This window comes from Pseudomonas sp. NFX71 (assembly GCF_048079215.1).
Lineage (GTDB): Bacteria > Pseudomonadota > Gammaproteobacteria > Pseudomonadales > Pseudomonadaceae > Aquipseudomonas > Aquipseudomonas fluorescens_B.
The window spans coordinates 5,848,599-5,873,155 of record NZ_CP182230.1 but is presented as its reverse complement, the minus strand read 5'-3'; the positions used below and the strand labels follow the sequence as shown (position 1 = coordinate 5,873,155).

General features: G+C 59.9%; 22 protein-coding genes and 3 pseudogenes. 9 read left to right on the top strand and 16 right to left on the bottom strand.

Annotated elements, in window-relative coordinates; translation table 11 throughout:
• Positions 1–51 precede the first annotated feature (51 nt).
• Entirely contained in the window at positions 52–402 is a 351-nt protein-coding gene (locus ACM1ZW_RS27200; protein WP_017339507.1) for a BON domain-containing protein, read from the top strand.
• Between the two features lie 55 nt (positions 403–457).
• Here the strand turns inward: ACM1ZW_RS27200 and ACM1ZW_RS27195 are convergent.
• Both ACM1ZW_RS27195 and ACM1ZW_RS27190 read right to left on the bottom strand, forming a co-directional pair.
• Positions 458–1,014 (bottom strand): annotated as a pseudogene (locus ACM1ZW_RS27195) (carbonic anhydrase); the annotation flags it as partial.
• A gap of 54 nt (positions 1,015–1,068) precedes the next feature.
• Positions 1,069–1,200, bottom strand: a pseudogene (locus tag ACM1ZW_RS27190) (cyanate hydratase); the annotation flags it as partial.
• A 178-nt stretch (positions 1,201–1,378) separates the two neighbouring features.
• On the opposite strand from ACM1ZW_RS27190, the pseudogene ACM1ZW_RS27185 reads away from it, so the two are divergent.
• Positions 1,379–1,597 (top strand): annotated as a pseudogene (locus ACM1ZW_RS27185) (LysR family transcriptional regulator); the annotation flags it as partial.
• 40 nt (positions 1,598–1,637) lie between these two features.
• Here the strand turns inward: ACM1ZW_RS27185 and ACM1ZW_RS27180 are convergent.
• The 6 genes from ACM1ZW_RS27180 to ACM1ZW_RS27155 all read right to left on the bottom strand — a co-directional run bounded on the left by ACM1ZW_RS27180 (position 1,638) and on the right by ACM1ZW_RS27155 (position 6,447).
• Positions 1,638–1,940 (bottom strand): hypothetical protein, encoded by a 303-nt coding sequence (locus ACM1ZW_RS27180; RefSeq protein WP_017339504.1) that lies wholly within the window; start codon positions 1,938–1,940, stop codon positions 1,638–1,640.
• Positions 1,941–2,063: 123 nt separating this feature from the next.
• Positions 2,064–2,393 carry a hypothetical protein gene (locus ACM1ZW_RS27175; protein WP_031319009.1) on the bottom strand — a complete coding sequence of 110 codons (330 nt, stop codon included), beginning with the start codon at positions 2,391–2,393 and terminating at the stop codon, positions 2,064–2,066.
• 221 nt (positions 2,394–2,614) lie between these two features.
• Positions 2,615–2,767: a hypothetical protein gene (locus tag ACM1ZW_RS27170; RefSeq protein ID WP_007946257.1), complete on the bottom strand. Its 153-nt coding sequence runs from the start codon at positions 2,765–2,767 to the stop codon at positions 2,615–2,617.
• Positions 2,768–2,912: 145 nt separating this feature from the next.
• The gene (locus ACM1ZW_RS27165) at positions 2,913–3,416 is read right to left on the bottom strand and encodes a GNAT family N-acetyltransferase (RefSeq protein WP_017339502.1); all 504 of its coding nucleotides are present in this window, start codon (positions 3,414–3,416) and stop codon (positions 2,913–2,915) included.
• Between the two features lie 53 nt (positions 3,417–3,469).
• Entirely contained in the window at positions 3,470–5,419 is a 1,950-nt protein-coding gene (locus ACM1ZW_RS27160) for a DNA topoisomerase III (protein WP_017339501.1), read from the bottom strand.
• A 131-nt stretch (positions 5,420–5,550) separates the two neighbouring features.
• A complete protein-coding gene (locus tag ACM1ZW_RS27155) occupies positions 5,551–6,447 on the bottom strand; it encodes an AraC family transcriptional regulator (protein WP_017339500.1) in 897 nt (298 codons plus the stop codon).
• Between the two features lie 229 nt (positions 6,448–6,676).
• Between ACM1ZW_RS27155 and ACM1ZW_RS27150 the strand changes: the two genes are divergently transcribed.
• The 5 genes from ACM1ZW_RS27150 to ACM1ZW_RS27130 all read left to right on the top strand — a co-directional run bounded on the left by ACM1ZW_RS27150 (position 6,677) and on the right by ACM1ZW_RS27130 (position 12,224).
• Positions 6,677–7,510, top strand: coding sequence for an oxidoreductase (locus ACM1ZW_RS27150; protein ID WP_414878436.1), 834 nt, complete (start codon positions 6,677–6,679; stop codon positions 7,508–7,510).
• 166 nt (positions 7,511–7,676) lie between these two features.
• Complete coding sequence (locus ACM1ZW_RS27145) at positions 7,677–8,045, top strand: DUF427 domain-containing protein (RefSeq protein WP_414878437.1); 369 nt, start codon at positions 7,677–7,679, stop codon at positions 8,043–8,045.
• Positions 8,046–8,194: 149 nt separating this feature from the next.
• A complete protein-coding gene (locus tag ACM1ZW_RS27140) occupies positions 8,195–8,716 on the top strand; it encodes a sigma-70 family RNA polymerase sigma factor (protein ID WP_017339497.1) in 522 nt (173 codons plus the stop codon).
• Positions 8,713–9,657 (top strand): FecR domain-containing protein, encoded by a 945-nt coding sequence (locus ACM1ZW_RS27135; RefSeq protein ID WP_416739737.1) that lies wholly within the window; start codon positions 8,713–8,715, stop codon positions 9,655–9,657. The genes ACM1ZW_RS27140 and ACM1ZW_RS27135 overlap by 4 nt, the downstream gene beginning before the upstream one ends.
• A gap of 98 nt (positions 9,658–9,755) precedes the next feature.
• Entirely contained in the window at positions 9,756–12,224 is a 2,469-nt protein-coding gene (locus tag ACM1ZW_RS27130) for a TonB-dependent siderophore receptor (RefSeq protein WP_416739736.1), read from the top strand.
• Between the two features lie 58 nt (positions 12,225–12,282).
• On the opposite strand, the gene lldD is transcribed toward ACM1ZW_RS27130, so the two are convergent.
• The 3 genes from lldD to ACM1ZW_RS27115 all read right to left on the bottom strand — a co-directional run bounded on the left by lldD (position 12,283) and on the right by ACM1ZW_RS27115 (position 17,174).
• A complete protein-coding gene (gene lldD / locus ACM1ZW_RS27125; protein WP_414878440.1) occupies positions 12,283–13,425 on the bottom strand; it encodes an FMN-dependent L-lactate dehydrogenase LldD in 1,143 nt (380 codons plus the stop codon).
• A 252-nt stretch (positions 13,426–13,677) separates the two neighbouring features.
• Positions 13,678–15,300, bottom strand: coding sequence for an MFS transporter (locus ACM1ZW_RS27120; RefSeq protein WP_017339493.1), 1,623 nt, complete (start codon positions 15,298–15,300; stop codon positions 13,678–13,680).
• A 227-nt stretch (positions 15,301–15,527) separates the two neighbouring features.
• Positions 15,528–17,174 carry a GMC family oxidoreductase gene (locus ACM1ZW_RS27115; RefSeq protein WP_017339492.1) on the bottom strand — a complete coding sequence of 549 codons (1,647 nt, stop codon included), beginning with the start codon at positions 17,172–17,174 and terminating at the stop codon, positions 15,528–15,530.
• Positions 17,175–17,295: 121 nt separating this feature from the next.
• Here ACM1ZW_RS27115 and ACM1ZW_RS27110 point away from each other — a divergent pair, with 121 nt between their 5' ends.
• Positions 17,296–18,192 (top strand): LysR family transcriptional regulator, encoded by an 897-nt coding sequence (locus tag ACM1ZW_RS27110; RefSeq protein ID WP_017339491.1) that lies wholly within the window; start codon positions 17,296–17,298, stop codon positions 18,190–18,192.
• 10 nt (positions 18,193–18,202) lie between these two features.
• On the opposite strand, the gene ACM1ZW_RS27105 is transcribed toward ACM1ZW_RS27110, so the two are convergent.
• Entirely contained in the window at positions 18,203–19,303 is a 1,101-nt protein-coding gene (locus ACM1ZW_RS27105) for a DNA alkylation repair protein (RefSeq protein ID WP_414878444.1), read from the bottom strand.
• 150 nt (positions 19,304–19,453) lie between these two features.
• A complete protein-coding gene (locus ACM1ZW_RS27100; RefSeq protein ID WP_017339489.1) occupies positions 19,454–21,262 on the bottom strand; it encodes a monovalent cation:proton antiporter-2 (CPA2) family protein in 1,809 nt (602 codons plus the stop codon).
• A 184-nt stretch (positions 21,263–21,446) separates the two neighbouring features.
• On the opposite strand from ACM1ZW_RS27100, the gene ACM1ZW_RS27095 reads away from it, so the two are divergent.
• Positions 21,447–21,752 (top strand): RcnB family protein, encoded by a 306-nt coding sequence (locus tag ACM1ZW_RS27095; protein ID WP_017339488.1) that lies wholly within the window; start codon positions 21,447–21,449, stop codon positions 21,750–21,752.
• A gap of 142 nt (positions 21,753–21,894) precedes the next feature.
• On the opposite strand, the gene ACM1ZW_RS27090 is transcribed toward ACM1ZW_RS27095, so the two are convergent.
• From ACM1ZW_RS27090 to ACM1ZW_RS27080, 3 genes are all read right to left on the bottom strand, one after another.
• The gene (locus ACM1ZW_RS27090) at positions 21,895–22,968 is read right to left on the bottom strand and encodes a diguanylate cyclase domain-containing protein (protein ID WP_416739735.1); all 1,074 of its coding nucleotides are present in this window, start codon (positions 22,966–22,968) and stop codon (positions 21,895–21,897) included.
• A gap of 67 nt (positions 22,969–23,035) precedes the next feature.
• Complete coding sequence (locus ACM1ZW_RS27085) at positions 23,036–23,377, bottom strand: protealysin inhibitor emfourin (protein ID WP_414878446.1); 342 nt, start codon at positions 23,375–23,377, stop codon at positions 23,036–23,038.
• Entirely contained in the window at positions 23,374–24,438 is a 1,065-nt protein-coding gene (locus tag ACM1ZW_RS27080; RefSeq protein WP_416739734.1) for a M4 family metallopeptidase, read from the bottom strand. Before ACM1ZW_RS27080 ends, ACM1ZW_RS27085 begins: the two co-directional genes overlap by 4 nt.
• Positions 24,439–24,557: the final 119 nt, after the last annotated feature.

Sequence of the window (24,557 nt, the reverse complement as noted above, 5' to 3'; positions counted from 1 at the left end):
GCCGCACTATAATTTAGGTGTCTGCGTCTGCGTTTCGAAAGAGGGTTCGCCATGAAACATCATTCCTTGGAGCATTACTCTCATCAATTGGGAATAATCGCGCATGACGCGTGGCTGACCGCTCGGGTGAAGTCGGCCCTGGCGCTGGCCGATCCTGCCCTTAGTCTGCAAGTCCATGTCAAAACACTTGCAGGAACGGTGGTGTTAAGTGGTCGCGTCAACACCCATAAACAATGTGAGCAGGTCGTTGCGCTGGCCCGCACGGTGAATGGCGTCAATGAAATCGATGCCAGGGAATTGCTGACTCACGTGTTCACGCCCGGAAGCGTTCCAACACCGCCAAACGCCGAGGACAGCCCGGAGATCCGGTCACCAGCGTCAGGCAAGCCTGACGACAAATGAAACTGGATGCAGCGCTCCCGTGAACCGGGCGCGCCGCATCGGCTGCCGACCTGGATCAAGCCGCTTCCATCGCTTTGCCGTGCACCGCGCAGGTAGTCGGGTGTTCGACCAGCGACACGAACGTGCGGCTGTGGGCATCCAGCGCATCGATCGAACCGGTTTCAATGTCGTAGACCCAGCCATGCAGGTTCAGCAGGCCTTTTTCCTGAGCCAGTCGTACGCTCGGATGGGTCTGGATGTTGGCCAGTTGAGCGATCACATTCTCCCGCACCATCGAACTCACCTTCGCCGCGTCATTGGCGTGAGGGCGCGATTCATTGATCACTTTCGCCGACTCGGCGTGTTGCAACCAGCCGCTGACGGCGGGCAGGTGGTCCATGCATTTGCACGAGGCGACGGCGGTCATGGCGCCGCAGTCCGAATGGCCACAGATCACGATGTCGGTGACGCCCAGCACGGCAACCGCGTATTCGACCGTGGCCGATACACCGCCTGGATGCGGGCTGTAGGAGGGCACAATGTTGCCGGCGTTACGGATTACGAACAGTTCGCCGGGCTCTTGCTGGGTCAGCAATTCCGCACGACACGACTGTCGGAGCAAGTGATAGAGCAGGGCGGCGGTGACGTAGGCGAGGCCGAGTTTTTCGCCGATCACTTTGGCCGCGGCTTCCGGCCGAGCTTGAAGTTGATCGCGCTGATGATGCCGTCGCCGAATTGTCCATGAACCAGGGCTTTCAGGGTGGTGCCGTAAATCTGGATCATCTCGTAGAAGCGGTAGATGGTCGGGTCGGTCGGGACAGGATCGACGTGGTCAGGGCCAGACTCGGGTCGTTGTAAGCGTGGGACTGTTGCATCGGGTATCTCCTGTCGGCGTGGTGTTGCTTGGGTGTGAAGCCATCTTCTGCTGGTTGATTCATAGCGTCCAAGACCGATATGCAATGCTGCGCATAAGTCCTGCCTATAGGTTCAATCCTGCGGCGGTTTCACCCGTGCTGCCGCGGCACTGCACGTGTCACAGCCAACCTTGTCGCAACAGATTCGCCGACTGGAGGAAACACTGGGGGGTAGCCTGTTCGATCGCACCTCGCGCACGGTCAGGCCGACTGACGCGGGCGAGGCCTGCATCGGGTGTGCGAGGTGGGGGCTGGTGGCGTTGGAGGCGGGCAAACGGACGCTGCATAACGTGAAGGAATTGCCGTTATGGAGTTGGTTCTGGGAAAGCCGAGTCGTCGACGTCAGTCATCGACTGACTGGCACACTCCATTGGGCGCCTTGCCGGTGGAAGACACGACCACCGAATCGTCATCGGCCAGGACGATGGACAGTGTGATGCCGGAGCTCTTGGCTTCGAAGCGGCGATCATTGATGGCTTTGGTTTCGGCTTCCTTGCCGTTGATCATCACCGGCCCGTCCTGATCCGCCTGGACGAGGATCTTGCCAGGGCACTCCACTGCGAATGACGGGACTCCGTTGACGCTGTTTGCCTGAACAGCGCTCGTCATCAGCAGCAACAGCAGGAATTTCAGGTTGTTTTTCATCGCAAGTCTCCAGGGACCAACAGCGGATACCTTTAACGATAGCTTTGTTTGGCACAGTGGAGACAAACAAAAAGGCCCCGCTCGATCATCATTCGAGCGGGGCCTTTTTATTGTGTTGGATTATCAGTAGAACCGGTCAATCACCCGAACTTCATTCTGGTTCTGCATCGAGGCCCAGGCCTGTTTCAGCGTTTGCAGAACATTACCGATGAAGTCTTTGTCGGCTGCGGCTTTTTTGCCGACATAGCCCTGACCGCGACGGTACATCTTCAATCGGGCCAGCAGATTCTGGTTGTTCTGGTCGAACTCGGCTTCATGGGCATGCGGCGACAGGCAGTCGATATGCACCTGGCCCGATTTGCTGATCCACAGGATATGGCTGTCATGGCTGTCTTTTTGCGCAGCGAACATACGAGCCAGTTCATCGATGGTGGGTTGATTGTTCAGATTCATATAAAGCCCCTTGACCATTTGGTGATCTTTCAAAGTTGATTCGCTAATACAGGTAGCCCATCGGTTAGTTGATCCCTGGCACCGAAACCAGGACGTCAGCGGTCGGCCGCCGAAATGACGGGGTCCCGCGTCTGTTGCATGTAGTCGTGTTGAATAACTGCTACGCAATAGCGTCACAACGAAGAGAAGCAGCGATAACCTTCGGGCCACTACCGACGTTTTCAGGGTCGGCCACAAGCTTCATGAGGATTGATCGCCAGCGCTTCTCGTCCTTGTACTGGACGTTCGGGCCAGGTCAGCTTCTTCAATCTGCCTTGTGGGCAGCGTGTATCCGGGAAAAACAGCTCGGCGGTCAGACGAGCTTGCTCAAACATGTTGCCGTACTCCCGATCGGGGAGATGTCTGCATCATGCAAGGGCAAATCGGAGGCGTCAACGGTTTTGTAGTGATTATTTTCAAGCACTACATATTGTCGGACAAAGCTGTTTGGAATGAGAAAGCGGAACTGGAGAACGTCACTCAGGACGATAGCGGTGAGCTTTGGAAGCGATAAAAGGTGCAGGGGAAATCGTCTACCGGCTGCTGATGCCGTGTGTACGTGCCGCCGGTGAGATCGTCAATCACACTCGCCCAGAACAAACGCGCGGGCTGATTGGCGTCGATGTGGAAAATCTGCCATTGACCGGGGAGCTGGCTCAAGAGGGTGGATGCGACAAACGTCGCGACACCTTGGCCACGAAAGCGGCGGCTGACGAACAGGTAGCCGATGTTGTGCTCGGCGCCGGGAAGATGGGTGCGGTCATCCACGGTCACGAAACCGGCCAGTTCCCCATCGACCTTGATCAAAAAGGGGCGGGTGGCAGGGTTTCGCCAGTAATCCTGTTGGTCCTGGAGGTTGAAGAAACCATTCGCGCCGAGTTTCAGCGGCAGCCATTCACTGAAGTCGTGCAGATAGAACTGCATCAGGTTTTCAATGGTTTCCAGTTCATCGCGCTGTGCGGCGTGCAGTTCAATCGAGGGCATGCGGGCTCGCTTCTGATGTCAGCGGATCTGATGAACAGTAGACCATTGCCCGATCACGCCTTGCTCGCCGGTTTTGCTGCGCGCGTGCCAGCAGTCGCGGGTTTGCGCTTGGCCGGTTTGCGTTTGTTTTTCCATGGCGCGCCACCGCGCCCGGCCGGGCTTGCCGGGCCGCTGATGGTCAGGCTGAGGCCGGCGCAGCGGGCCACCTGCTTGCTCATCCACGCGGCTTGTTTGGTGACGAACTCTTCCAGGCTCATTTCGCCGCTTTGCACCATGTCCAGCGCCTGTTCCCAGATCGCCGTGGTGCCCGGATCGGCAATGGCACGTGGCACCGCGTCGATCAGGCTGAAGGCGGCCGGCGTCGCGGCCAGTGCCTTCCCGTTCTTGATCAGGTAACCGCGGTCGAGCAGGCCCTGGATGATCGAGGCGCGGGTGGCTTCGGTGCCGATGCCGGTGGTGTCCTTGAGTTTCTGCTTGAGCAGTGGGTCTTCCACCAGTTTGGCGACGTTCTTCATCGCTTTGATCAAGTCACCTTCGGTGAAGGGTTTGGGCGGCTGGGTCCAGAGGTCCTTGAGCTTCACCTCGGCCACCGTGCACTCACGTCCTTCGGCCAATGTCGGCAAGGTTTGCGGCGCTGGCGCTTCGCGGCCCTTGGCCGGGGCGAGGGCCTCGGGCAGGGCGCGTTTCCAGCCAGGCTCGATGATCTGCTTGCCGACGGCGCGCAAGGCTTGACCGGCGCAGTCGAAGTCGGCCTGGGTCCGGTCGTATTCATGATTGGGCAGAAACTGCGCCAGATAACGTGCACGGATCAGGGTATAGACCGCACGCTGCTTGCCCGCCAGCCGATCAAGGTTTTTTGCCGCTGCAGTGGGGATGATGCCGTGGTGAGCGCTGACTTTCGCATCGTTCCACGCCCGTGAGCGGCGCTGGGGTTCCAGGTAGTCCTGCAAGGCGTTGAGGGCCGGATCAGCCTGCCTCAACGCTGCCAGAATACCTGGCGCTTCGCTGTGTTGACTGACAGGCAGGTAGCCGCAATCACTGCGCGGATAGGTAATGACCTTGTGGGTTTCGTAAAGCGCCTGGGCGATGTCGAGCGTTTCCTGGGCGCCGAGGCCAAGCTTCTTCGAGCAGACTTCCTGCAAGGTGCCCAGATCGAACGGCAGCGGCGCCACTTCTCGCATCCGCTCGGTACGCAGCTTGATCACCCGGGCACTCGCCGCATTGCCTATCGCCGCCGCCGCTTGTTGCGCGAGCGCCTGGTCGAGGCAGCGATCCTGATCGTCGCAAGCGTCGGAGGCCGCGCGCCACTGTGCGGTGAACGCGGTGCCATCGTGCAGCAGCTGCACGTCGATGGCCCAGTAAGCCACGGGGACGAAATCGGCAATGCTGCGGTCGCGATCCACGACCAGCCGCAGGGTCGGCGTTTGCACCCGACCGACCGGCAACACGCCCTGGTAGCCGGACTGGCGCCCCAGCAGCGTGAACAACCGGCTCATGTTCATCCCGATCAGCCAGTCGGCCCGTGAGCGGCCCAATGCCGAATGATAGAGACTGAACGTCTCCGCTCCCGGTTTCAGTGCAGCCAACGCCTTGCGGATCGACGCATCGTCCAGCGCCGACAGCCACAATCGCTGGATCGGCCCGCGATAACGGCAATGCTCCACCAGTTCCCGGGCGATCATTTCGCCCTCACGGTCGGCATCGGTGGCGATCACCAGCTCATCGGCCTCGCCAAGCAAGCGTTTGACGGCCTTGTATTGACTGGCGGTGCGCGGTTTGACGGTCATTTTCCATTTGTCCGGAATGATCGGCAGATCCGCCAACACCCAGCGCTTATAACGTGCGTCGTAGGCATCCGGCGGCGCGGTTTCCAGCAGATGGCCGATGCACCAGGTTACCGTGACGTCCGTTCCCAGCCAGCAGCCGTCGCCGCGACGCCGAGCGCCGAGCACGGCCGCAATGTCTTTGGCCTGGGAAGGTTTTTCACAGAGGTACAACCGCATAACCACCATCGTTCATCAGCTGCCGGAAGGTGCACAGAATGGCGGCTGATGAGCGATGGAGCAATCTTTATCTGTATGGATGTACAGCTTGTGCATGTCCAGACATTGCAACGATCTGCAGATCGAGGCGCTCAATGGGAGGACACAAACTGCGCGTTCTCCAGAGGCGGCAGGGCGAACGAGCCTTTCATTCGCGTCACCTCATCGGTGGGCGTACGACCGAACAGCCTTTTGAATTCGCGACTGAACTGCGAACCGCTTTCATAGCCGACTTGCGAAGCGGCCGACGCGACGCTGCAGCCGTTGCGCGCCATCAACAGGCGGGCCTGATGCAGGCGCGTGGTCTTCAGGTACTGCATCGGCGAAGTGTGGGTGATCGCTTTGAAATGCGCGTGGAAGGTCGGCACGCTCATGTTGGCCTCCCTGGCCAGGTCTTCCACCTCCAACCGTTCGCCGAGGCTGGCGTGGATTTTTCGCAGGGCCAGGGATATACGGCCAAATCGGCCTTTGGCGCTGAGGGCGGCGCGCATCGAACCGCCCTGAGCGCCGGTAAGAATCCGGTAATAAACCTCCCGCACCAGCGCCGGTCCGAGCAGGCGACTGTCCAGCGGCGAGTCAAGCGCCTCCAGCAGCCTCAGGACCGATTGGCTCAGGCGCGGTTCCATGGGCGAGGCGAACATGCCTTGGGGCGCGGCCGACGGTTGGTCGTCGAGTTGCAACATCAGTTCGGCGACGAGGTTGAAGTCCAGATGCAGATAGATCGCCAGCAGCGGTTCGTCCTCGCTGGCGTCGGTTTCCATGGTGAAGGGAACCGGGACGGTCACCGCCAGATAATGCCGGGCATCGTAGACGTAGGTCGTTTCCCCCCAATAGCCGCGTTTGCGCCCCTGGCAGACGATGACGATGCCCGGATCGTAAAGCACCGGGGTGCGATGCAGCGGACGGTTTGAGCGCAGCAAGCGCACATCCGCCAGCGCGGTGAGGTTGTAGCCTTCGTCCGGAGCGAGTCGGCTGAGCAGGTCGATCATCCGTTGCTGGCAATCGTTTTGATCTACGGCTGATGGGCTCACGGTTCGGTCCTGCTGCGTGTTCATTGGGCTTGAATGTGGCCCTGCCGTCTGTGTAAAGCAATCAATCCATAGGATTAGGCAAATAACTCACAGCAATGAGCGTTCAGTCAGCGCGTGCGCACTTCTAACATGGTGTCGAGCCTGACTGTCGCGCTATGCGGCAGCACTACCTGGGTGGAATGTGACCATGAGTACAAAAAAGACCCTCTTCATCACCGGCGTCAGCAGCGGTTTCGGCAAGGCGTTGGCCAACGAGGCACTTGCGGCGGGGCATCGGGTGATCGGCACTGTGCGCAGCGAATCGGCGCGGGTTGAGTTCGAGGCGCATGCCTCGAAACAGGCTTTCGGTCGATGCCTGGATGTCACTGACTTCGCGCGGATCGACGCGGTGGTGGCCGAGGTCGAAGCCAGCCTCGGCCCGGTGCATGTATTGGTCAATAACGCTGGTTATGGTCACGAAGGTATTTTCGAAGAGTCGGCCCTTGAAGAAATGCGCCAGCAGTTTGAGGTGAATGTGTTCGGCGCGGTGGCGGTGACGAAGGCTTTCGTGCCCTTTTTTCGCCAGCGCCGGGCAGGGCACATCATCAACATCACGTCCATGGGCGGTTTCATCACGATGCCTGGCATTGCCTATTACTGCGGGAGCAAATTTGCACTGGAGGGGATTTCCGACACCTTGAGCAAGGAACTCAAGCCATTCGGCATCGCAGTCACGGCCGTTGCACCGGGATCGTTCCGCACTGATTGGGCCGGGCGTTCAATGCGCCGATCCGAACGCAGCATTGCCGAATACGATGCCACTTTCGACCCGATCCGTAGCGCGCGGCAGAACAAGAGCGGCAAACAGTTGGGCGATCCGGTGAAAGCCGCCCGAGCCATGCTGACGTTGATTGACAGTGAGGCGCCACCTGCGCACCTGTTGCTCGGTAGCGATGCGCTGCAGCTGGTGCGCGAGCGGCTGGAGGCGATGACGCGTGAAATCGAGGCGTGGGAAGCGGTGAGCCGGTCCACGGACGGATAAAGCACTTGATCCCGTTCGGCTGCGAAGCCGTCGTGATGGCAAAATCTGGGTTATACCTGAAGCTGTGTTCTCACGTTTTGGGGCCGCTGCGCGACCCATCGCGAGCAAGTCGGACCGCCGCTCGCACGCTCCTACAGGTTTATCATCATCCCGAGGAACGCAATTCATGAAAAGCTCCGGTCCCAGTCCTGTCATCACCATTGCCGAGCAACCAGGCACCCTGCTGGTGAAGTTTCACGATATTCAGGTGGCCGCGTCCACCCGCGCGCTGGTGCTGCTGGAGGCCAATTACCCTCCGGTGTATTACGTCCCGCGGGAGGACATCGACGAGCAATATTTTGCCCGCACCGATCACACCAGCTATTGCCCTTACAAGGGCGACGCGAGCTATTTCAGCCTGCAGATTACGGGGCATGAGGGGGCCAATGCGGCATGGAGTTATGAAAACCCCAAAGTGTCGGTAGAACAAATCAAGAATCATGTGGCCTTCTATCCCGATCAGGTGAAGTTCGAGATTCTCGAAAACATTGAATGAGGGGCGCTTCAGCGAAGATAGAGCTTCTACGGCTGACAACCCCGTCACACCTACGGGTGAGGCGGGGTTTGGCCAATACAGCTATTGCCAATCACCTCCTGTACCGATGACAATGCGATTCATTATCAGTCGCGAATTATTCCATTGTCATGTCCGCCAACGATTTGTCCCTGCGCAGCGCCGTCAATGATCTGTATTGCGACCACCACAGTTGGCTTAATGGCTGGCTGCGCAAGCGCTTGGGTAACGCCTTCGATGCGGCGGATCTGGCGCAGGACACCTTCGTCCGGGTGATCAAGGCGCGCAACGCGCTGGAGATACGCGAGCCGCGGCCGTACCTGTCGATGATCGCCAAGGGCTTGTTGATTGACCTGTTCCGCCGGCGTTCGCTGGAACAGTCGTATCTGGAAGCCTTGGCGGCCATGCCCGAAGGGCAACAACCTTCGCTGGAAGAGCAGGCGATCCTGCTGCAAGCCCTGATGGAAATCGATCGTTTGCTGCAAGGGTTGGGGCCGAAGGTCAAACAGGCGTTCATTCTGTCTCAGTTCGAAGGCCTGACCTACCCGCAGATTGCCCAGCGCCTGGGCGTCAGCGTGCGCACCATCAACAATCACATGGCCAAGGCCATGGAGCATTGCTGTCTGATGCAAATCCAGTTGCAGCTGGCATGAGCCTTTCACCCGCCGAACTGAAGGCGATCAGTGTCGCGGCTCAGTGGTATGCACGCCTACAGTCAGGTGTCGCGACCGACACCGATCGCGCGGCATGGAACGAATGGCTGCTCGCCGACCCTGTGCACACTCAAGCCTGGCAGCGCATGGCCGCCGTCGGCGAGCAAATGAGTCGCGTGCCTGGCGCCTTGGCCTCACCGACCTTGCGCGGCGCTGACAGCTCGCGTCGGCAGGTGTTGCGTAGTGTCGTGGTACTGGCCTCGGCCGGTTCGCTCGGTTGGTTGGGATGGCGCAGTGAAACAAGCCAGAACCTGTTCGCCGATTTCCGCACTGCCGTGGGTGAGCGCCGGGAGTTCCGCCTGGCGGATGGCAGTTCATTGCTGCTGAATACCGACACGTCGGTCAACCTGCGTTTCGATGGGCACCAACGGGTGCTGGAACTGTTGTGGGGCGAGATGCTTGTCACGACCGCTGTCGATCCTTCGCAGCGACCGTTCAAGGTGGTCACTCGCCATGGCGAGGTGCTGGCGCTGGGGACACGGTTTATCGTCCGGTCCGGGCATCAGGGCGGCGAGGTGGCCGTGCTTGAGAAGGCGGTGGAAGTGACTTCATCTGGCGTTGGCCCGAAGGTGCGCCTCGAGGCTGGCCAGTCCCTGAGTTTCAATCCTGCTTCACTGGGGACGGTACGGCGCAATGATGCTTCGACGGGCGCCTGGCAGCAGGGCAGCATCATCGCCATCAATCGTCCGTTGGCCGAGTTGCTGGCCGACCTATCGCGCTATCGCACAGGCGTGCTGCGCTGTGATCCGCGCATTGCCCATCTGAAGGTGTCCGGCGCGTTCCCCATCGATAACACGGACCTGGCGCTGGCTGCGCTGGAAAGCGGTTTTTCCCTGCGTATCAGCCGATTCAGTCGCTATTGGGTCAATGTTTCCGGCTGAGGCGACAAAAAATAATTTCAGTCTTTTGCACTTTTCATTCACATCGTTCGGCTCATCCCTCAGTGAGTTTTATTGATGATCTTTGGGGGAGGGTAAGCATGTCTCGGGTCTACACGTCAGGTCGTCTGGCGATTGCAGTGAACGTCGGATTGATCGCGGCAACGTCGATGTGCGTATGGCCGGTCGCGGCGATGGCGGCGCAACAGCAAACTTCGGTTCAATCCTTCGACATTGCTGGCGGCAGTCTGACCGAAGTCCTCAGTCATTTCGCCAGTGCGGCGGGCGCCGCCATTTCCTTTGATGCGCGACAAACCGAAGGGCTGAAGTCCCCCGGACTCAAGGGGGCGTTCGGTGTGAGTGAAGGATTCGCGCGAATTCTGGGCGGCAGCGGTCTGCGAGCCGAACCCCAGGCCAACGGCACTTACGTGCTGCGGCCAGTACCGGCCACCGGCTCGGCACTGGAACTGGGGGCGACCAACATCAACGGGCAGATGCTGGGCGCGACCACCGAGTACAGCGGCTCGTACACCACGGGCGCGGTGACCATCGGCAAGGGCGAGCACTCGCTCAAGGAAACGCCGCAATCGGTCACGGTGATGACCCGCAAGATGCTTGACGACCAGAACCTCAACACCATCGAACAGGTCATGGAAAAGACGCCGGGCATTACTGTCTACGACTCGACCATGGGCGGCAAATATTTCTATTCGCGCGGCTTCCGTATGTCGGGCCAGTACCAGTACGACGGCGTGCCGCTGGATATGGGCAACCTTTATGTTCAGGCCGACAGTTTCAGTGGTGACATGGCGTATTACGATCGGGTCGAAATCCTTCGTGGTGCCGCGGGCATGATGAAGGGTTCGGGTGGCACGGCCGGCGGGGTGAATTTCGTGCGCAAGCGCGGCCAGACCGCGCCGCATACGGACATCACGCTGTCCGGTGGCAGTTGGGACAATTATCGCGGACAGGTCGACACCGGCGGACCGCTGAACGACTCCGGCACGGTGCGCGGCCGGGCGGTAGTCGCCGAGCAGAGCCGGCATTACTTTGTGGACGACGCCAGTCGCAAGGATCAGGTGTATTACGGTGCCCTCGATTTTGATGTGAGCCCCGACACGACACTCGGGCTGGGCGTTGCCTATGAAGACGTCGACGCCAATCCCTGCTGGGGCGGTCTGCCGCGTTACCGGGATCGCAGTGACCTGAAGCTCAGCCGCTCCAGCTGCCTCGACCCTTCCTGGAACACCTGGCGCAGCCAGCGCACCACCGTCTTCAGCGATCTGAAACATCAAATCAACGAAGACTGGTCCTTGAAGGTCGCAAGCGTTTACACCAAAAACACCCAGGACATCAAATACGCGTTTGCCTCAGGCGCGGTGACTCCCGGCACCAACACCACGGGTATGCTCGGCAGTATGTATGACTACGACCAGGTCGATTACGGCCTGGATGCCTACGTGGACGGCAAGTTCGACGCGTTCGGCCAACAACACGAATTGGTGGCAGGTTTCAACGCCAGCCGTGCGAAAAAAGACGACTTCTACTCAGTGGCGTTTCTGCCGCAGCGGCAGAATGTGTTCAACCCCGACAAGCATGTTCCTGAACCGGACGACAGCTACTTCATCGACAACTCGTCTCGCGGCGGGCCGGTCAATTCCGTGACCAAACAGAAAGGCGTTTACTCGACGTTGCGCCTGAAACTGGCAGATCCGTTGACCCTCGTCGTCGGCGGTCGTGTGAGCTGGTACAACTCGGAAACCGACTACGACTTCATCAATACAGGCACCTCGGAACACGCCAGCACCACGGAGACAGGCCAGGTCACGCCATTTGCCGGCGTGCTGCTGGACCTGAACGAGCACCTGACGGCTTACGCCAGCTACTCGGATATCTTTACCCCTCAAGGCAACTTTCGTTCGGAAGACGGTTCGGCCCTCAAACCGCTGGTGGGGCAGAGTTATGAATTGGGGATCAAGGGCGCCTGGTTCGATGGTCGCCTGAACAGCTCGTTCAACCTTTTCCGCACCATCCAGAAGGACCAGGCGCAGACGGACTTCAACTCCTCTTGCCCGTCATCGGATGGCTACTGCTATGTCAACGCGGGAAAAGTGCGCGCCCAGGGTTTCGAGGCCGAGATCAGCGGTGAAGTGATCGAACGATTGCAATTGCTCGCGGGTTACACCTACACCCAGACCAAGACCCTCGACGACATCGATACCAGCCTGAACGGCGCCGCGTTCAACAGTTATGTGCCGAGACACGTGTTGCGCATGTGGGGTGATTACGCGCTGGGCGGTGCTCTCGAGCGGTTCACCCTGGGTGCCGGCGTCAACGCGCAAAGCGATAATTTCCGCGTCTCTCCGGCCACTGGCGACAAGATCACTCAGTCAGGTTATGCGATCTGGAACGGTCGGATCGGCTACCGCATCGACGACACCTGGTCGGTGGCGTTGAACGGCAACAACCTGTTCGACAAGCGTTATTACACCACCATCGGTACCGAGAGCTTCGGCAACTATTACGGCGACCCACGCAACTTCATGGTGTCGGTCAAAGCGAGTTTCTGACGCTCGCCTCCCGGGAAAAGCCGCGCCATTGCGCGGTTTTTTAATGATTGCGATCAGCTCACCGAACCGCCTGCACCAGCGTCGATTCATCAATCTGACCAATCGAAGTGACCCCGGTCAACGTCATCGCCACGCGCATCTCTTTGGCGAAAATGTCCAGCATGTTTTCCACCCCGCGTTGACCGTCGGCGGCCAGCGCGTACGCCATGGAACGCCCCAGCAACACGCCTTTCGCGCCCAGCGCCAGCATCCTCACGACATCGAGCCCCGAGCGGATTCCCGAGTCGACCAGCACCGTCAGGTCATTGCCCACCGCTTGCATGATCGGCGGTAATGCCTTGGTGGTGGAGAGCACGCCGTCCAGCTGCCGCCCGCCGTGGTTCGACACCACAATGCCGTCCGCGCCAAAGCTGACTGCGTCCCGGGCATCCTGAGGGTCGAGGATGCCTTTGATGATCATCGGGCCTTGCCAGAAATCCCGTATCCATTCCAGATCGCTCCAGCTGATCGACGGGTCGAAGTTGTTGGCCAGCCAGCCCATGTAGTCTTCGAGGGTGACGGCTTTGCCGAGGTACTTCGAGATGTTGCCCAAGTCATGCGGACGACCCATCAGGCCGACGTTGAAGGCCCAGTCGGGTTTGGTCATGGCTTGCAGGATTCTTCGCGAAGACGCAAAAGGCCCGGACATCCCCGAGTGTGCGTCCCGGTAGCGCGCGCCGGGCGTGGGCATATCGACGGTGAACACCAGGTTTTTCACCCCGGCGGCCTTGGCCCGCTCCAGGGCATTTTTCATGAAGCCTCTGTCTTTCAGTACATACAGCTGAAACCAGATGGATTGTTGGGTTTGGGCCGCCACTTCTTCGATCGAGCACACCGAGACCGTTGACAGGCACAGGGGGATGCCTTTGTTTTGTGCGGCCTTGACCGCTTGCACTTCGCCACGACGGGCGAACATGCCTGTCAGGCCGACCGGTGCGAGGATGATCGGCATCGCAAGGGGCTGGTCGAAGAGGGTGGTTTCAAGGCTCAGGGTTTCGACGTTTTTCAGGATGCGCTGACGCAGGCTGATGCCCGTCAGGTCGGCGCTGTTGGCCCTCAGTGTGTGCTCGGCATAAGCGCCGCCGTCGATGTAGTCGAACAGGAAGCGGGGAAGTTTGCGGCGGGCTGCCTCGCGGTAGTCGGATGCGGATGAAATGATCATGGTGCCTCGGTCGGGTGAGTGGCGGGGCGATGGATGCTTCGGGCCAGAGTAGCGAAAACGGCTCGCGATTGCGGTAATTCTGTTCACTTGAGGAAGTGGATACCGATTTGAACTCGCGGATGTCAGCGGAACCCTGTGGGAGCTGGCTTGCCAGCGATGGACGTCCAGACAGCGCGTTCATTCAGACAGCGCGTTATCGTTAACGACCATCGCTAGCAGGCTGGCCTACCAATCAATTCATCAAGTCAGGTGTCAGTTGGTATCCAGATCCACATTCTTGGTCTCACGCAAACAAATCATCCCCACCACCAGGCTCACCGCAGTAATCACTACCGGGTACCAAAGCCCGTAGAAAATGTCACCGGTATACACCACCAACGCGAACGACACCGTCGGCAGAAACCCGCCAAACCAGCCATTACCGATGTGATAAGGCAGGGACATCGAGGTGTAGCGGATGCGCGTCGGGAACAGTTCGACCATCAGCGCCGCCAGCGGGCCGTAGCACATGGCGGAGATGATGATCAGAACCACCATCAGCGCCACGATCATCGGCTTGTTGACCTGTTGCGTATCCGCTTGTGACGGATACCCCGCCAATGTCACCGCGCCACGCAGGGCCGCTTCGTCGTAGCCATCGATTTTTACCTCACCAACGCTGACCTGCACGTCGCTGCCGGCCGGGGCTGCTTCACTGGTGTAGGGCAAGCCCTGTTTCACCAGGAAGGTTTTGACCTTGTCGCAAGGGCTGTCAAATTTCGCCTTGCCCACCGGATCGAACTGGAAGGTGCAAGTGGCCGGGTCGGCCAGTACGGTGATCGGCGCCTGGCGACTGGCCTGGTCGATGGCCGGGTTGGCGTAGTGAGCGATGGACTTGAAGATCGGGAAGTACAGCGCGGTGGCCAGCAACAGGCCGATCATCAACACCGGTTTGCGCCCGACCTTGTCCGACAGCCAGCCAAAGAAAATGAAGAACGGCGCGCCGATGATCACGCTGACGATCAACAGACTATTGGCCAGTGCCGGATCCATTTTCAGGAACTGGGTGAGGAAGAACAGCACATAAAACTGCGCCGCATAAAACGTCACTGCTTGCCCGGCGTTGATGCTGAACAGGGCGATCAGCACGACTTTGAGGTTTTCCCATTTACCGAAGGAATCACGCAGCGGCGACTTGCAGAGTTTGCCTTCCTCTTTCATTTTCACGAACGCAGGAGATTCGTGCAGGCTCAGGCGAATCCAGGTCGAGATGCCCAGCAGCACGATCGAAAACAGAAACGGTATCCGCCAGCCCCAGACTTCGAACTGGTCACCGGTGAAATAACGGCAACCCAGCACCACGAGCAGCGACAGCAGCAAGCCGAGGGTTGCAGTGGACTGAATCCAGCTGGTGTGGAAGCCGCGTTTGCCGATGGGCGCGTGTTCCGCGACATAGGTCGCAGCGCCGCCGTATTCACCGCCCAGGGCCAGCCCCTGAAGCATACGCAACACCACCAGAATGATCGGCGCGGCGATGCCGATGCTGGCGTAGGTCGGCAGCAGCCCGACGCAGAACGTCGCCACACCCATGAGGATGATGGTCGCGAGGAAGGTGTATTTACGCCCGATCATGTCCCCCAACCGACCGAACACCAGCGCACCGAAGGGGCGCACGATGAAACCGGCGGCGAACGCCATCAGCGCAAAGATGAACGCGGTGGTGTCGTTGACCCCGGCGAAGAATTGTTTGCTGATGACCGCCGCGAGGGCACCGTAGAGGAAGAAGTCGTACCACTCGAACACCGTCCCGAGTGACGAAGCGAAAATGACTTTGCGGGTGTCGCGGCTCGTGTCGACGCTGCGTGTGATGTCCAGGGGCTGTACATGTTCTGACATATCGGTATCCCTCACAGTGATTGTTTTTGTTGTTCCACTGTCGGCGCCTGCCTTGTGGGCGGGTGCCGCTACTGTCAATTCGACGCTACCTGCATCGATCTTGCTGATTTACCCGATCCCTGTAGCAGCTGCCGCAGGCTGTGATCTTTGACCTTGATGCTCTGGCGCACCAGGGGCGCCAAAAGATCGCAGGCTTCGCCAGCGCCTACATTGACCGAGTTTGGCATTCAGACGTTCGTGACCAGTTCCCTTTCCTGGCTGTTGCTCCTTGTATTGGGGTTAAGAATGAGTTGCGCGGCTTTTTCGGCAATCATCAGCGTAGGCGAACAGGTGTTGCCCGAGGTGATGCGCGGCATGATCGACGCATCGGCAATGCGCAGGCCGGGGATGCCATGGACTTTGAGCTGCGCATCGACCACCGCGTCGGCGTCGTCGCCCATGCGGCAGGTGCCGACCGGATGGAAAATCGTCGTGCCGATGCGGGCGGCGGCTTCGTGCAGTTCTTCTTCAGTCTGCAAGCGGTCACCGGGCAGGTATTCCACCGGCTTGAATGCTTGCAGGGCGGGGGCGGAAACGATGCGCCGGGTCAGGCGTATCGCGTCAGCCGCGACGCGCAAGTCTTCCGGGTGGCTCAAATAATTAGGTTGGATCAGCGGTGCTTCCTGGGGATTCGCCGAACGAATGTCGATTCGACCACGGCTCTGCGGGCGCAAATCGCAGACCGACGCGGTGAAGGCGGGGAAGGCGTGCAATGGCTCGCCGAAACGTTCCAGCGACAAGGGTTGCACGTGGTATTCGAGGTTCGCCGAGGTCTGTTCCGGCCCTGACCGGGCAAACGCACCGAGCTGACTTGGCGCCATGGACAGCGGCCCGCTGCGGTCATACAGGTAACGCAACCCCATGCCCATTTTGCCCCAGACGCTGCCGGCGATCTGGTTCAGGGTCCGGGCATTTTCCAGTTTATAGATCAGCCGCAGTTGCAGGTGATCCTGCAGATTGCCGCCCACGCCGGGCAGCTCATGCACCACGCCGATCCCCAGTTTTTCCAGGAGTGGGCGAGGGCCGATGCCGGAGCGTTGCAGGATGCTCGGTGAACCGACAGCGCCAGCACAAAGGATGATTTCCTTGCGTGCCTTGAACGTTTTTACCTGGCCTTGCCAGCGTGTGCTGACCGCCGAGGCGCGGCCGTTTTCCAGGAGCACGCGGTCGACTTCGACGTCGGTCAGTACGGTGAGGTTGGGACGGAGACGGACCGGTTTGAGAAATGCCTTGGCCGCGTTCCAGCGAATGCCGGCTTTCTGATTGACCTGGAAGTAGCCGCAACCTTCGTTGTCGCCCTGGTTGAAGTCGTCGATGCTGGCGATGCCGCTTTGTTCGGCTGCGCTACGAAACGCATCGAGAATCGGCCATGACAGTCGCTGGCGCTCGATCCGCCATTCCCCGGCGGCACCGTGGAATTCAGAGTCGCCGGCAAAGTGATTTTCGCTTTTCTTGAACAGCGGCAGGACGTCGTTCCAGCTCCAGCCGGGATTGCCGTCGGCGGCCCAGCGGTCATAGTCGCCAGCCTGGCCACGCATGTAGATCATGCCGTTGATAGAGGAACAGCCGCCGAGCACCTTGCCACGGGGGTAACTCAGGGCGCGACCTTGCAGGCCGGGTTGCGCTTCGGTCTTGAAGCACCAGTCGGTGCGCGGGTTGCCGATGCAGAACAGGTAACCCACGGGGATGTGAATCCACGCGTAGTTATCGCGGCCGCCGGCTTCAAGCAGCAGCACGCGGTGTTGCGGATTGGCCGATAACCGATTGGCCAGCAAACAACCGGCCGGCCCGGCTCCGACTACGATGTAGTCGAATTCTTCAAGGGAAGTCTGCATCCCTGACCTCTTATTGTTGTTCTTGTTGTCGGTCATCCTAGTTGTTAGCTTTCGTCAAAAGAATGTTAGTTTTTGCGCAGCCGCTGTGCGTTTTCAAACAGCGCAGCCCTAAGGACGGTTCATGTTCGATTGGAATGACCTGCGGTTTTTTCTCGAATTGCAGCGCAGCGGGCGTTTGCTCACTGCCGCCCGCCGTTTGAACACTACCCACGCCACGGTGGCCCGGCATATCGAGGCCATCGAAAAGAGCCTTGGCTCGGCGCTGTTCGTCCAGCATGCCCAGGGCTACGAGATGACCCCGGCCGGCGAAGCGCTGCTCAAACACGCCGAGGCGATGGAAAACGTTGCGCTGCTGGCTCAGGAGGAGATCACCCAATCGACGGCGCCCTTGGGCAAGATTCGCGTCGGCGTGACGGAAGGGCTGGGCATCATGTTCCTCGCCAGTCGCATGAACGGGCTGTTCGAACGCTATCCGGGGCTCGAAGTGGAACTGGTGGCGGTGCCACGGTTTGTCAGCATTCTTAACCGCGAAGCCGAGATCAGCATCCACCTGGAACGCCCGTCCGCCGACATGCTGGTCACGCGCAAGCTCACCGACTATCGCCTGGCGCTGTACGCCAGCCAGGCGTATCTCGACAGCGCACCACCGCTGCGCAGCCGCGAAGACCTCGGTCGCCATGCGTGGATCGGTTATGTCGACGATTTGCTGTTCAGCCAGGAACTGATGTTCCTCAACAGCTTCTGCCGCAACCCGCAGGTGGTCTTCCACAGCACCAGCGTCATCGCCCAGCAACAGGCGGCGCGATCAGGCCTGGGGATCGCGGTGTTGCCGTGCTACATGGCCAGTGCCGATCCGCAGCTGGTGCCGTTGTTGCCGGATGAAAGCATCCAGCGCAGCTACTGGATCAGCACCCGCCGCGAGCTGCACAAATCCGTGCGGCTGCGGGTGTTGTGGGATTACGTGGTGGAGTTGTGTGAGCAGGAACAAACTTTACTGCTGGGCCAGAACCCTTTGTAGGCGCCGGGTTTCAGGGGAGGATTTCGAAGGCCGTGCTGGCCAGGCGCTCGCCGTTCACCATCACGTGTACTGCATGTTTGCCCGCGTAATGTTTGCGGGTGGTGAGTTCCTTGATGTGCTGACCACGGCTGAGCACGGCGGTGGTGTGGCCGGGCAATGTCAGCGCTTTGAGCTTGAACACCTTCGCTGAAGTGCTGCCATTGGCTTTGACGTAATCGATGGTGTAGTCGATCACCAGTCGCTGGCTGTTCTCGACTGTGGATTTAACGGTAAAGGACAAGGTGATTTTCTCCCCCAATGCAATCACCGCCGGTTCGACGTTCACGTCCATGATCTCGACCTCGGGTTTGCCACCCGCGCCAATGATCGCCAGCGCCCGCGAGTTACCTTGTTTGATCAGGCTGCGAAGGGCGTGCCTGGCAATCCACGCGGTGTGCCTGTTGTCCAGCGACCAGCCTTCGATCAGGTCCAGCACCCACTCGGGATGGTCCTTGGTGATGTCGTTCAAGTGGTTGGCCACCGACTTGCGCACATAAAGGCTGTCGTCGGCCTTGAGGTTGTCGAGGATAGCGGCGGCGAGGGTCGGGTCAGCCTGGATCCGTTCCAGTCGAAATGACCACGGCAGACGCGGGCGGCAGCCTTCGCTGGCCAGACGCCGGACGTGTTCGTTTTCGTCCAGCGACCACTCGTGCATCACCGCCAGCGCGCGCTCGAAGTCGCTGCGCAGGAAATAGCGGATCGCGAATTCAGCGGAGCCGAAGGTGGTGAAGTATTTGAGCGCGTCCATGGACTGCTCGAACGCGTGGCCGCCATAGGTCGCGACGTAATGCGGCAGCGAGATGCTGACGAAACCGCTGTTCAGGCGCGGGGCGAGGGCGCGCAGCACGTCCAGCGACGCTTCATAACTCAACGGCAGGACAGCGTGCAGGCACTCGCTGACCCGGGCCATGCGCTGCATGATCGACAACTCGGCGAGCCCGTCGTTAGCCATTTTCAGGAAGGCCCTGGCGTTGAACGCGGGGTAGACCGCCGTCATCTCCGTGGCGATGTGCTTGAGGCGCTCGGCGTTGAAGATTTCCTTGAGGGCGGGGGCGGGTGGGGCAGCGGCCATTGTGGATTCCTTGAAGTCGTTATTTATTCGGATATACCGCGTTATCGTTCTTCGCGAGCAAGCCCGCTCCCACAGTTGATCGAATGAGCATGCCAGATGCGCTCTAGTGTGGGGGGCGGGCTTGCACGCGATGAGGCCCTCACATTCACTTCAACTCTTACTGGATTCTTCTTCCAGCTGATCGGACTCAAACAGCTTCGCCAGTTCCGCCCTGGCTTCCTGCGCAGTCTGCAACACCTTCGCCGCATCGTCATACACCGCATGCTGCGCTTCCAGCACCTGTTCATCGTGATGCTTGAAGCGCTTGATCCGCGCATCGGCCTGAGCCTGGGTCAGCCCCAGTCCTACCAAGGTGCGCCGGCTCATTTCCAGACTCGAATAATAGGTTTCCCGAATCGCCTCGGCCCCCAGGTCCACCAACCGGTGCACATGCTGGCGGTTACGGGCGCGGGCGATGATCTTGATGTGTGGATACAGCCGGTGTACCACCTCGGCGGTCTTGATATTGGTGTCCGGATCATCGGTGGCGATGATGAAGTACTCTGCCTGCTCGACCTTGGCCGCGCTGAGGATTTCCGGGCGCATCGGGTCGCCATAGAACACCGGTACGCCGCCAAAACTGCGCGACAGTTCGATGGTTTCCACCGAAGTGTCGAGGGCCACGAACTTGATATTTTGCGCTCGCAGGATACGGGCGACGATCTGACCCATCCGGCCCATGCCGGCGATCACCACGCGGGGTTCGTCGGTGTCGATCTCGCGGAATTTTTCCGGCACCACCACAGGTTGCACCTTCGGTGTGACCAGTCGCGCGCAGAGCAGCAGCAACAACGGCGTCACGGCCATGGACAGCGTGATCGTCAGCACCAGCAAATCGTACAGGCGCGGCTCGAACAAGCCCTGATCCCGTCCGATCTTGAACACCACGAACGCGAATTCACCACCGGCGGCGAGCACGATGCCGAGGCGAATCGCACTGACCTTGCCCAGTCCACCGGCCAGTCGACCCACCACAAACAGCAGCGGCAGCTTGATGGCGATCAGCAGCAGTGTCAGCCCCAGCACCGTGATCGGCGCGCTGAGCAGCAAACTCAGGTTCGCGCCCATGCCGACGCTGATGAAAAACAGTCCCAGCAGCAAACCCTTGAAGGGTTCGATCTGTGCTTCCAGCTCGTGGCGATACTCGGAGTCCGCCAGCAGCAAACCGGCGAGGAACGCGCCCAGCGCCATCGACACGCCCACCAGGTCCATCAGCCACGCCGTGCCAATCACCACCAGCAACGCGGTGGCGGTGGAGACTTCCGGTAAACCGGTCCTGGCCACCACGCGGAACACGGGTCGCAGCAGATAGCGACCACCAATGACCACCACCGCAATGCTGCCCAATACCCGCAAACCGTGATTCAAATCCTCGGCCGCACTGCTGGTGTGATCGCCGCCCGCCAGCAGCGGCACCATGGCAATCAACGGGATCGCGGCGATGTCCTGGAACAACAGAATTGCAAAGGCCAGGCGCCCATGCGGACTGGTCAGTTCCTTGCGTTCAGCCAGGCTTTGCAAACCAAACGCAGTGGACGACAACGCCAGGCCCAGGCCCAGCACAATCGCGCTGTTCAACGGCTGGCCAAACACGAACAGCGCCAACACGCCAATCACCGACCCGGTCAGCAGCACCTGCGCCAGGCCGACCCCAAACACTGACTTGCGCATCACCCACAAGCGCCGAGGCGACAGTTCAAGGCCAATGATGAACAGCAGCAACACCACGCCGAGTTCGGAAATATGACTGACGCTCTGCGGATTGCCGATCAGGCCCAGCACCGACGGCCCGATAATCACGCCAGCAAACAGATAGCCCAGCACCGCCCCCAGTTGCAGGCGCTTGGCCAAAGGAACGGTGAGCACCGCCGCGAACAGAAACACGACAGCGGCTTGCAACAGGTTGCCTTCATGGGGCATTGGGAAACTCCAGAACTCGGTACGGCGGGGGGCACAAGGATAAAGGCTGCGACGGCAGGCGTCAGCCCGGATGGCAATGATTGTATGAATGGTGCGTCGTTGCCTCTGTCACGCAACCACAAGGAATGTTTCTGTGCTGCCGCAGTCGGAGTTCAGAGACCACGACATTACTGGAGCTTCATCCATGAACAGCAAGACCCTTATCGCCAGCCTCGCCCTCGTCGCAGGCATCGCCGGCATCAGCTCGATCGTTCAAGCCGATGAACCGCAAAAAACCGTCCAGCCCGGCGTCAACAACACCCGCGAGCTGGTGGTCGGCGACCGCGCCCCGGATGTTTACCAGCGCAGCGAGAAGGCCATCGGCAACTGGAAGGCGAAGGGCCTGAAAGCCCCGAAGGAACAGGCGCAGTGGGTGCAGATCAATGACAAGTACATGATGGTGATGATCACCAACGGGACGATCATGGATATCACGCCGGTGGAGCGTTAGGCCGCCAGCAACAATTGGCCATGGACGGTTGATTGTCATTGTCCAGGCTCGCGGTAAAGCTCCACGGCGATGTCGTTGACTGGACGTCTGGAGCGACTCGTTCAACGGCGTTGCCTATGGCCAAGGTTACGACTGAACAGTTTCACTCAACCCGACTATGACTCAACGTCTGCTCACCCAGCCGATACTGGTTATTCCCGCTGCGTTTAGCCTCATACATCGCCAGGTCGGCAATATGAATCAACCGGTCCATGCTCGGCGCATGGTCCGGAAACACCGCGACGCCCAGGCTGGTGCCGATGTGGCGATGGTCGTTGCCGATGGTCACTGGCGGTGAGAGTTCGACGAAAATTTTCTGGCAGATACGTCGGGCTTCGTCTTGCAGGCAGCCACCTTGAGGCAGGCCCTGGAGGATGACCACGAATTCGTCGCCGCCGATGCGGGCGACGGTGTCGGTTGCGCGCAGGATCCTCTTCAGGCGCGTGGCGGTGGTGACGAGTACGCGGTCACCGGCGGCATGGCCGTAATGGTCGTTGATGGCCTTGAAACCATTGAGGTCGACGAACACCAGGGCTACTCGCGTGGCAGTGATTCGCGCCTGCTCCAGTGCTTGGGACAGGCGTTCTTCGAGCACCAATCGATTGGGCAGGCCGGTCAACGGATCGAAGTGGGCCAGGTGCTGCAAGTAACTGGCGGAAGCTTTTTCCTCGGTGATGTCACGGACCACGCCCATCATCTTGATCGTTTCATCGTGATCGTTCTTCACCACGTTGCCGGTCTCGCGTAGCCAGCGAACGGTGCCGTCGGGCCAGATCACCCGGTATTCCTCGTCATGATTCTCGCCGGTTTCCAGGCAACGCAGCTCACCGGCCCGCACCCTGACCCGGTCGTCGGGGTGCACGCAGGCGCAAAACAAGGCGTAGGAGGGCGTCACTTCGCCGATCTTGAAGCCGAACATGCCGTAGATGGCTTCCGACCAGTAGAGCCGGTCGGTGTCGACATCCCAGTCCCAGGTGCCGATCCTGGCGAAATACTGGCTGCGTTTGAAGCGTTCGGCGTCGCCATCCTGGTGGATGGTTTGTCGTTCGGACAGGTTGGTAATCAGCGCACGATACTCGGCCAACTGCTTTTGCTGCGAGCGTTCGCGGCAGATCAGCAGGATGATCAGGGCAACTACTAATGAGCCGAGGGCTGCGCTGGTCCAGACAAAATTCATTCAGGGTTTGCCATCATGGCGTGCCATCATCACGAAAAGGTGTGCTTATGTTAGTTCACACGCTTGCTCAATTGCACGGCCCCCCCTGAAGAAGTACACCTTTGTCCCACAACTGCACCAGTTCCCCCGGTGCCTGATCCTCGGGAACATTCAGCACCCAACCACCACCCTGATCATTGACGCGTGAGCGCACTTCGATTTGATAGAAGCGTTGATCGCCCTGACCGCAAGACTCCCGGGCCAGTGGCAGGCAACCCTCCAGCAACGTGCAGATACGCGCGCGCTGATCGAGATCGCAGTGCGTGAACTCGATTTCACGGGGGCGGGTCAAGGCGTGGACCCTCGCGAAACCACCCTGACGGGACAGGCGAACGACGGTTTCATCGCCCAATGCTGGCAGCGTTTTCATGAACCCTCCTGACTCGGTTTAACACCTACTTCGGCCCATCCGTGTTTTACCGCTCGGGCTTCGTCGGTGCCGAAGCGGTTGCGAGCGTGGGTAACGGTCAGTTGCGCGAACTGCTCGAACGACGCTTCGCCGGGCAGACGTTTGTCGCACAACGTGTCGTACCAGATGCGCCCGGCCTTCTCCCACGCAAACCCGCCCAAGGTTTCGGCCACCAGATAAAACGCTCGATTGGGGATGCCGGAATTGATGTGCACACCGCCATTGTCTTCCTGAGTGATGACGAACTTGCGCATGTGATCCGGTTGCGGGTCCTGGCCGAGCAGCGGGTCGTCGTAAGCCGTGCCCGGATGAACCATCGAACGCAAACCGACGCCCTTGATGCGAGGCGTCAGCAAGTCGGCGCCGATCAGCCAGTCCGCCTCTGCGGCTGTCTGACCCAGCACGCGTTGTTTGATCAGCACCCCGAAAACATCCGATATCGACTCATTCAATGCCCCGGACTGGTTGGCATAGACCAGGCCGGCTTCGCTTTCGATCACGCCGTGGCTCAGTTCGTGGCCGATCACATCCAGCGAGCGGGTGAAGCGCTCGAAGATCTCGCCGTCGCCGTCCCCGAAGACCATTTGTGCGCCGTTCCAGAATGCGTTTTCGTAATTCTGGCCGTAATGCACACTGCCGATCAGCGCAAAACCCTGATTGTCGATGGAGTCGCGCCCCAGCACCTTCCAGAAAAAATCGTGACTGGCACCCATTGCATCATAAGCCTCGTCAACCGCTGCGTCGCCCGTCGCGGGCTGGCCTTCAAGGCGCGCGGGCATTCCCGGCAGCAGCATTTTGCCTTGCGCATCATGAATGCTGCGCTGGACCTGACCGGGTTTAGCCGAAGTGGGCAGGATCGCCGCAGCGGAAGAAGGCACCGACAAACCCGGCGTGTGCCGAAGCGTGCGCACGTGGGTCAAGGTGATCATCGCGCTGGAGCGCTGACGCTCGGAACCGTGGGCGATGATTCGATTGAGAATGTAGGGCGGAATGAAACTGCGCGGTGATCGTTGATCGGTCATCTGAGCGTCCTTTGCTGAGCACGAGGTCGATACTCATGTGAGCGGAAGCCAAGGGCTTCGGTTCCATGGATTGCCTTCGGTGCAGAATTCTGCGAAAACCTTCGTCCGCGCCCCGGACC

Coding starts and splice junctions, on each gene's coding strand:
- ACM1ZW_RS27200 (WP_017339507.1), top strand. CDS start 52: ATGAAACATCATTCCTTGGAGCATTACTCTCATCAATTGGGAATAATC.
- ACM1ZW_RS27180 (WP_017339504.1), bottom strand. CDS start 1,940: ATGAAAAACAACCTGAAATTCCTGCTGTTGCTGCTGATGACGAGCGCT.
- ACM1ZW_RS27175 (WP_031319009.1), bottom strand. CDS start 2,393: ATGAATCTGAACAATCAACCCACCATCGATGAACTGGCTCGTATGTTC.
- ACM1ZW_RS27170 (WP_007946257.1), bottom strand. CDS start 2,767: ATGTTTGAGCAAGCTCGTCTGACCGCCGAGCTGTTTTTCCCGGATACA.
- ACM1ZW_RS27165 (WP_017339502.1), bottom strand. CDS start 3,416: ATGCCCTCGATTGAACTGCACGCCGCACAGCGCGATGAACTGGAAACC.
- ACM1ZW_RS27160 (WP_017339501.1), bottom strand. CDS start 5,419: ATGCGGTTGTACCTCTGTGAAAAACCTTCCCAGGCCAAAGACATTGCG.
- ACM1ZW_RS27155 (WP_017339500.1), bottom strand. CDS start 6,447: ATGATCGACCTGCTCAGCCGACTCGCTCCGGACGAAGGCTACAACCTC.
- ACM1ZW_RS27150 (WP_414878436.1), top strand. CDS start 6,677: ATGAGTACAAAAAAGACCCTCTTCATCACCGGCGTCAGCAGCGGTTTC.
- ACM1ZW_RS27145 (WP_414878437.1), top strand. CDS start 7,677: ATGAAAAGCTCCGGTCCCAGTCCTGTCATCACCATTGCCGAGCAACCA.
- ACM1ZW_RS27140 (WP_017339497.1), top strand. CDS start 8,195: ATGTCCGCCAACGATTTGTCCCTGCGCAGCGCCGTCAATGATCTGTAT.
- ACM1ZW_RS27135 (WP_416739737.1), top strand. CDS start 8,713: ATGAGCCTTTCACCCGCCGAACTGAAGGCGATCAGTGTCGCGGCTCAG.
- ACM1ZW_RS27130 (WP_416739736.1), top strand. CDS start 9,756: ATGTCTCGGGTCTACACGTCAGGTCGTCTGGCGATTGCAGTGAACGTC.
- lldD (WP_414878440.1), bottom strand. CDS start 13,425: ATGATCATTTCATCCGCATCCGACTACCGCGAGGCAGCCCGCCGCAAA.
- ACM1ZW_RS27120 (WP_017339493.1), bottom strand. CDS start 15,300: ATGTCAGAACATGTACAGCCCCTGGACATCACACGCAGCGTCGACACG.
- ACM1ZW_RS27115 (WP_017339492.1), bottom strand. CDS start 17,174: ATGCAGACTTCCCTTGAAGAATTCGACTACATCGTAGTCGGAGCCGGG.
- ACM1ZW_RS27110 (WP_017339491.1), top strand. CDS start 17,296: ATGTTCGATTGGAATGACCTGCGGTTTTTTCTCGAATTGCAGCGCAGC.
- ACM1ZW_RS27105 (WP_414878444.1), bottom strand. CDS start 19,303: ATGGCCGCTGCCCCACCCGCCCCCGCCCTCAAGGAAATCTTCAACGCC.
- ACM1ZW_RS27100 (WP_017339489.1), bottom strand. CDS start 21,262: ATGCCCCATGAAGGCAACCTGTTGCAAGCCGCTGTCGTGTTTCTGTTC.
- ACM1ZW_RS27095 (WP_017339488.1), top strand. CDS start 21,447: ATGAACAGCAAGACCCTTATCGCCAGCCTCGCCCTCGTCGCAGGCATC.
- ACM1ZW_RS27090 (WP_416739735.1), bottom strand. CDS start 22,968: ATGAATTTTGTCTGGACCAGCGCAGCCCTCGGCTCATTAGTAGTTGCC.
- ACM1ZW_RS27085 (WP_414878446.1), bottom strand. CDS start 23,377: ATGAAAACGCTGCCAGCATTGGGCGATGAAACCGTCGTTCGCCTGTCC.
- ACM1ZW_RS27080 (WP_416739734.1), bottom strand. CDS start 24,438: ATGACCGATCAACGATCACCGCGCAGTTTCATTCCGCCCTACATTCTC.